At 56.3% G+C, this 5,168-nt stretch carries 5 protein-coding genes; 4 read left to right on the top strand and 1 reads right to left on the bottom strand.

Going from position 1 to position 5,168, the window contains the following annotated elements:
* The first annotated feature begins 217 nt into the window (after positions 1-217).
* Together M0974_RS31645 and M0974_RS31640 are read left to right on the top strand one after the other, a co-directional pair.
* Positions 218-1,324, top strand: a complete 1,107-nt coding sequence (locus tag M0974_RS31645; protein ID WP_297846046.1) for a diguanylate cyclase — start codon at positions 218-220, stop codon at positions 1,322-1,324.
* The gene (locus tag M0974_RS31640) at positions 1,317-2,255 is read left to right on the top strand and encodes an iron-sulfur-binding ferredoxin reductase (protein WP_297846043.1); all 939 of its coding nucleotides are present in this window, start codon (positions 1,317-1,319) and stop codon (positions 2,253-2,255) included. Before M0974_RS31645 ends, M0974_RS31640 begins: the two co-directional genes overlap by 8 nt.
* A gap of 175 nt (positions 2,256-2,430) precedes the next feature.
* On the opposite strand, the gene pyk is transcribed toward M0974_RS31640, so the two are convergent.
* On the bottom strand, positions 2,431-3,882 hold the full coding sequence (gene pyk / locus M0974_RS31635; RefSeq protein WP_297846041.1) for a pyruvate kinase: 1,452 nt from the start codon (positions 3,880-3,882) through the stop codon (positions 2,431-2,433).
* A 157-nt stretch (positions 3,883-4,039) separates the two neighbouring features.
* Between pyk and M0974_RS31630 the strand changes: the two genes are divergently transcribed.
* A complete protein-coding gene (locus tag M0974_RS31630) occupies positions 4,040-4,414 on the top strand; it encodes a tetratricopeptide repeat protein (protein ID WP_297846040.1) in 375 nt (124 codons plus the stop codon).
* Between the two features lie 299 nt (positions 4,415-4,713).
* Positions 4,714-5,073, top strand: a complete 360-nt coding sequence (locus M0974_RS31625) for a PilZ domain-containing protein (RefSeq protein ID WP_297846039.1) — start codon at positions 4,714-4,716, stop codon at positions 5,071-5,073.
* Positions 5,074-5,168: the final 95 nt, after the last annotated feature.

Here is a 5,168-nt window from a genome sequence, read left to right as displayed (position 1 = left end):
GAGCGGGCACCCTTTTTGCGTGGCAATAATAACGACGCATCGTTCAATTCGAAAATTGAATAGTTATTTATGAGTGGTGCTACTAAAGTGGCTAGTGGCCTCTACGGTGTTCGCTGAGGCGTGATTGCAATGGGCCGAACGCAGGCTGATGGAATTAGCCACCTAGCGGTTTATACCGAAATGGGAAGGAGTCCCTTTGAGTACGGTGAGTCAACGAGTGACCGAAAAAGCCATACAGGACTTGTTACTAAAGAGATTTGCGCTAGCAGCGGGCACGTATGTGCTGGTGCTGGCGCTGACTTGGGTAGCAATTCTTACTCATTATTATCAAGCTTCGGCACTCGAAGCTTACGTCAGCGCTTGCTTGGTGATTCTGAGCCAAACGCTGCTGTGGGCGGTGTTTCAGTCTGGGTATAACCTGCGTTTCCGTGACCCCAGCCTGACTGAGTTTCAGGTAATGTTGGGGCTGGGCTGGCAAACCTATCTGCTGGCTCACTTGCACACTGCGCGTGGCGCATTCCTCGTGATGTATGTCGTCATTATGCTGTTTGGCCTGTTTCACCTGCGGCCGAAAGCGTTTTTACGGTGTTTGGCGTTTGTGTTTATCAGCTTCGCCGGCCTTAATCTGTGGGAAGCTTTTCACCTGCAACTGCCAGACCCGGGCTTGGCCGCGCTGCAGGTACTGACACTGTTCGTGGTGCTACTGTGGCTGTGTTTCTATGCGCGTTATGTCCAAGCTTCCCAGCAAAAGATGCGTCAACGGCGTTTCGCTCTTCAGGCCCACCAAGACACCTTGCGCGGCATGATGCGCCAACTTGAAGGCTTGGTCGCAACCGATGAATTGACGGGTTTGTTCAATCGCCGCCATTTTCTTCGCATGGCCTCCCGGGAACTGGAGGCTTTAGACCGTTCTTATTCTCATGGCTTGGCATTGATTGACCTGGACCACTTCAAACGTATAAACGACGCCTATGGTCATGCGGCTGGCGACCAGGTATTGCAGGCATTTGCCGCCGTGGCGACCGCTTGCCTGCGCGAGGGTGACGTATTGGCTCGTTATGGTGGCGAGGAGTTTGTATTGTTGATACCGAACTGCACCGCCGAACACTTGACTCATTGTTGTGAGCGGCTGCGTGAAGCGTTTACCCGTATCGAGCTTGTTGGCATTGTTGTACCCGATATAAGCCTGTCAGTGGGCATGACGCTGTTGGACGTGGGCGACAATCTCGACGAGGCCTTGCAGCGCGCTGATCAGGCGTTGTATCGGGCCAAGCGCGGCGGCCGTAATCGCTGTGCCGCGGCGTGGGAACACCTTGATGCCTGAGCTTCAAGTAGGTGATCGGCGTTGGTCGGTCGCGGCGTCCAGTAATCTGCTGGATGCGTTAAATAGCGCAGGTGTTGCGGTGCCCTACAGTTGTCGGGCAGGTAGTTGTCATGCCTGCCTGGTGCGGTGTTTGAGTGGTGAACCGGCAGATGCGTTGCCCCAGGCGCTGGAGGCAAGCAAGCGCCAGCAAGGCTGGAGGTTGGCGTGCCAATGCCAGGTGGTCGATAACCTGACGGTGGAAGTCTTCGACCCATTGCTCGATGGTTTGCCTGCAAAGGTCGACCGTTGCGACTGGCTCAGTTCCACCGTTTTGCGTTTACGTCTGGTACCGGATCGACCGCTGCGATATCGCGCGGGGCAGCATCTTGTACTCTGGACGGCTGACGGCGTCGCCCGTCCGTATTCGCTGGCAAGCCTTCCCGAAGAAGACCGTTTCCTGGAGTTTCACCTCGATTGTCGCCAGCCCGGGGCGTTTAGTGACGCTGCGCGTCAGTTGCAGCCCGGCGACCCGATGCGCCTGGGTGAGCTTCGCGGCGGGGCGCTGCAATATGATCCGGACTGGCAAAACCGTCCGCTATGGTTGCTGGCCGCCGGGACTGGCCTCGGGCCGCTGTGGGGAATACTTCGCGAAGCATTGCGTCAGGACCATCAGGGCGCTATTCGGGTCATTCATGTGGCCCATGATGTCAGCGAGCATTATCTTGCGGGTCCTTTGGCGGAATTGGCTTTGGTGCATCCGCAGGTGAATATTCAACTGGTTACCACGGCCGAACTGCCAACAGCATTGGCTGAGTTGCGAGTCCTCTCGCGGCAGACCATGGCCTTGCTGTGCGGCGGCCCAGCCAGCGTCGAGCAGTTCGCCAAGCGTTTGTATATGGCTGGGTTGCCACGCAGTCAGTTATTGGCTGATGTGTTTCTAAGTCGCAGCTGAATCCCAGCCGTTAGATAGCCTTCGTCGTTACTCGTAGGAGCTGCCGAAGGCCGCGATTGGGCCAGAGAAATCGCAGCCTTCGGCAGCTCCTACAAAGAATGTGCTTCGCCGCATTCACCCCACAAAAAAGCCCCGACTCTTTCGAGCCAGGGCTTTTGATACTGCCGGGGCGGTCTTAGACCATTGGATCGCCGACGTGCAGGATTTTCATGCCGTTGGTGCCGCCAATGGTGTGATAGCTATCACCCTTGGTCAGGATCACCCAATCGCCTTTTTCCACCAGACCGCGTTTGAGCAACTCGTCCACTGCAGACTGGCTGACTTTGCCAGGCTCCAGCGCTCCCGGGTCGAACGGTACGGTGTAGACGCCACGGAACATGGCGGCGCGCGCCTGTGTTTCGCGGTGCGGGGAGAACGCGTAGATCGGCACCGAGGAACGAATCCGCGACATGATCAACGGTGTGTAACCGCTCTCGGTGAGGGCGATGATCGCTTTCACACCGGGGAAGTGGTTCGCCGTGTACATGGCTGCCAAGGCGATGCTTTCGTCGCAACGCTCGAAGCTGGTGCCGATGCGGTGGCTGGAGGATTTACCGGTCGGGTGCTTTTCAGCGCCGACACAAATCCGTGCCATGGCCTGGACTGCTTCAATCGGGTACGAGCCTGCAGCACTTTCTGCCGAAAGCATGACCGCATCGGTGTAGTCCAATACGGCGTTCGCCACGTCAGACACTTCTGCGCGGGTCGGCATCGGGTTCTGAATCATCGACTCCATCATCTGCGTCGCTACGATCACCGCTTTGTTGTGGCGACGTGCGTGCAAGATGATGCGCTTCTGAACGCCGACCAACTCTGCGTCACCGATTTCAACGCCGAGGTCGCCACGGGCAACCATCACCGCGTCACTGGCTTTAATCAGGGCATCGAGGGTTTCGTCGTTAGCCACGGCTTCAGCACGTTCAATCTTAGCCACCAACCAGGCAGTACCACCTGATTCGTCACGCAGTTTGCGCGCGTATTCCATGTCGGCGGCATCGCGTGGGAACGAAACGGCCAGGTAATCCAGCTCCATTTCCGCTGCCAGCTTGATGTCGACCTTGTCTTTCTCGGTCAAGGCGGGCGCGGTAAGACCGCCGCCGCGACGGTTGATGCCTTTATGGTCAGACAGCGGGCCGCCAATCAAGACGGTGCAGTGCAAGGCGTCGACAGTAGCCGTGTCAACGCGCATGACCACGCGGCCGTCGTCGAGCAGCAGCTCGTCGCCTACGCCGCAGTCTTTGACCAGGTCCGGATAGTCGATGCCGACGACGTCCTGAGTGCCTTCATTCAGAGGATGAGTGGTAGAGAAGGTGAACAGGTCACCGACTTTCAGCTCGATCTTCTTGTTGGCGAATTTGGCGATCCGGATTTTCGGGCCCTGCAAGTCACCCAACAGAGCGACAAAGCGCCCGTGCTTGGCGGCAATCGACCGGACTAGGAGGGCGCGAGCCTTGTGCTCTTCCGGGGTGCCGTGAGAAAAGTTCAGACGAGCAACGTCCAGACCTGACAGGATCAGTTGTTCTAGGACTTCCGGCGAATTACTGGCGGGGCCCAGAGTGGCGACGATTTTGGTGCGACGAACGGTCATGCACAGTCTCCTAAGTTGAAGCGCAGCGTGAGGCTACTACTGTCTTGGCCTGTAGTCATTGTTCCTTTGCACTACCTGCGCACCAGGACACAGGGCAAAAAACACCCTGAAGAATTCTGATGCCGGGTCGATAGCCTGCAGAGCACAGGAGAGTCACATGAGAGTTTTGATCGTTTTTGCCCTGATGGCGAGTGTCGTTGGTTGTACCCGGTGGTCGATGGATGAGCATTTAAATAGTGCGTACCGCTCGTATGCCGCGGGAAATTGCGATAGCGTGATACTTGAGTTGTCCCAGGTCGAACGCGAAAGCCGCACACGTCGCTACATCCAGCCGGAAGTGTCGATGTTGCGTGGCCAGTGCCTGGAACGTCAGAAAATGTACGTCGATGCCGCACAGACTTACCAGTTCATCCTGACTGAATACCCAGCCAGCGAATATGCATTCAGGGCGCGTGCGCGACTGGATACTTTGCAGCAGCTAGGTCATATTCATGGGGAAAACTCTGCTCAAACGAATCCCGTACCGCTATAAGAAAAACACTCAATTGGATGGGTGGTTATCTTTTTGAGTGGCTTAGGGCCAGTGTTGAGCTAGGATATGGTTACAAGGAGCGGAGGCACTGGTGTAACGAGCGCACCTACTGCCACGGACCGGCAATTCCCACGCATATGAGCACCCACGCAGATTCACTGGCGGCGTTGGCTCGATGTACTGCGCGGAGATATAAAAGGGAGATCTCTCTAGGCGGGGGCAAAACTGCCCGTTCCGGCGAGTAATCACATAGCACTAGCGCAACCATGCTTAATGGTTATTCATAGCGACAGTCAGACATGCTAATCGAGCGACGAATCGAGCGTCACCAGTTGCCTTACTATTTACAGATATTCAACCGTTATACCGACAAGCCGATGGGATATTTGGGCAACGTTTCAGAACATGGCTTTATGCTGATCAGCAATCTGCCCATCTTAGTGGGCGCGGATTTTGAGCTGCGGCTCAAGATCCCGAACGCTGACGGCGAGACCAAAGTGGTTGATCTTAATGCGTCCTGTCTCTGGAGTCAGGAGGACGAGACACCCGGTAATTACGACTCAGGGTTCTTGTTGCAGACGATGCCAGTCGACTACATGCAGTTGATCTTGGCGTTGCAGCGGTATTTCAGCTTTCACCCCCAAAGTGCTTCGGCCTGATAGCAGAATGCGGTAGCGCTGGCACCGAATTAAAGGGTGCCAGCCTTTTTCCAGCTCAGGTATCGGCTCACCAACTGCGCTCCGAGTTCACCGGG

This window comes from Pseudomonas sp. (assembly GCF_026224925.1).
Lineage (GTDB): Bacteria > Pseudomonadota > Gammaproteobacteria > Pseudomonadales > Pseudomonadaceae > Aquipseudomonas.
The sequence above is the reverse complement of the archived record's forward strand: the minus strand, read 5'-3'. Positions and strand labels throughout refer to the sequence as shown.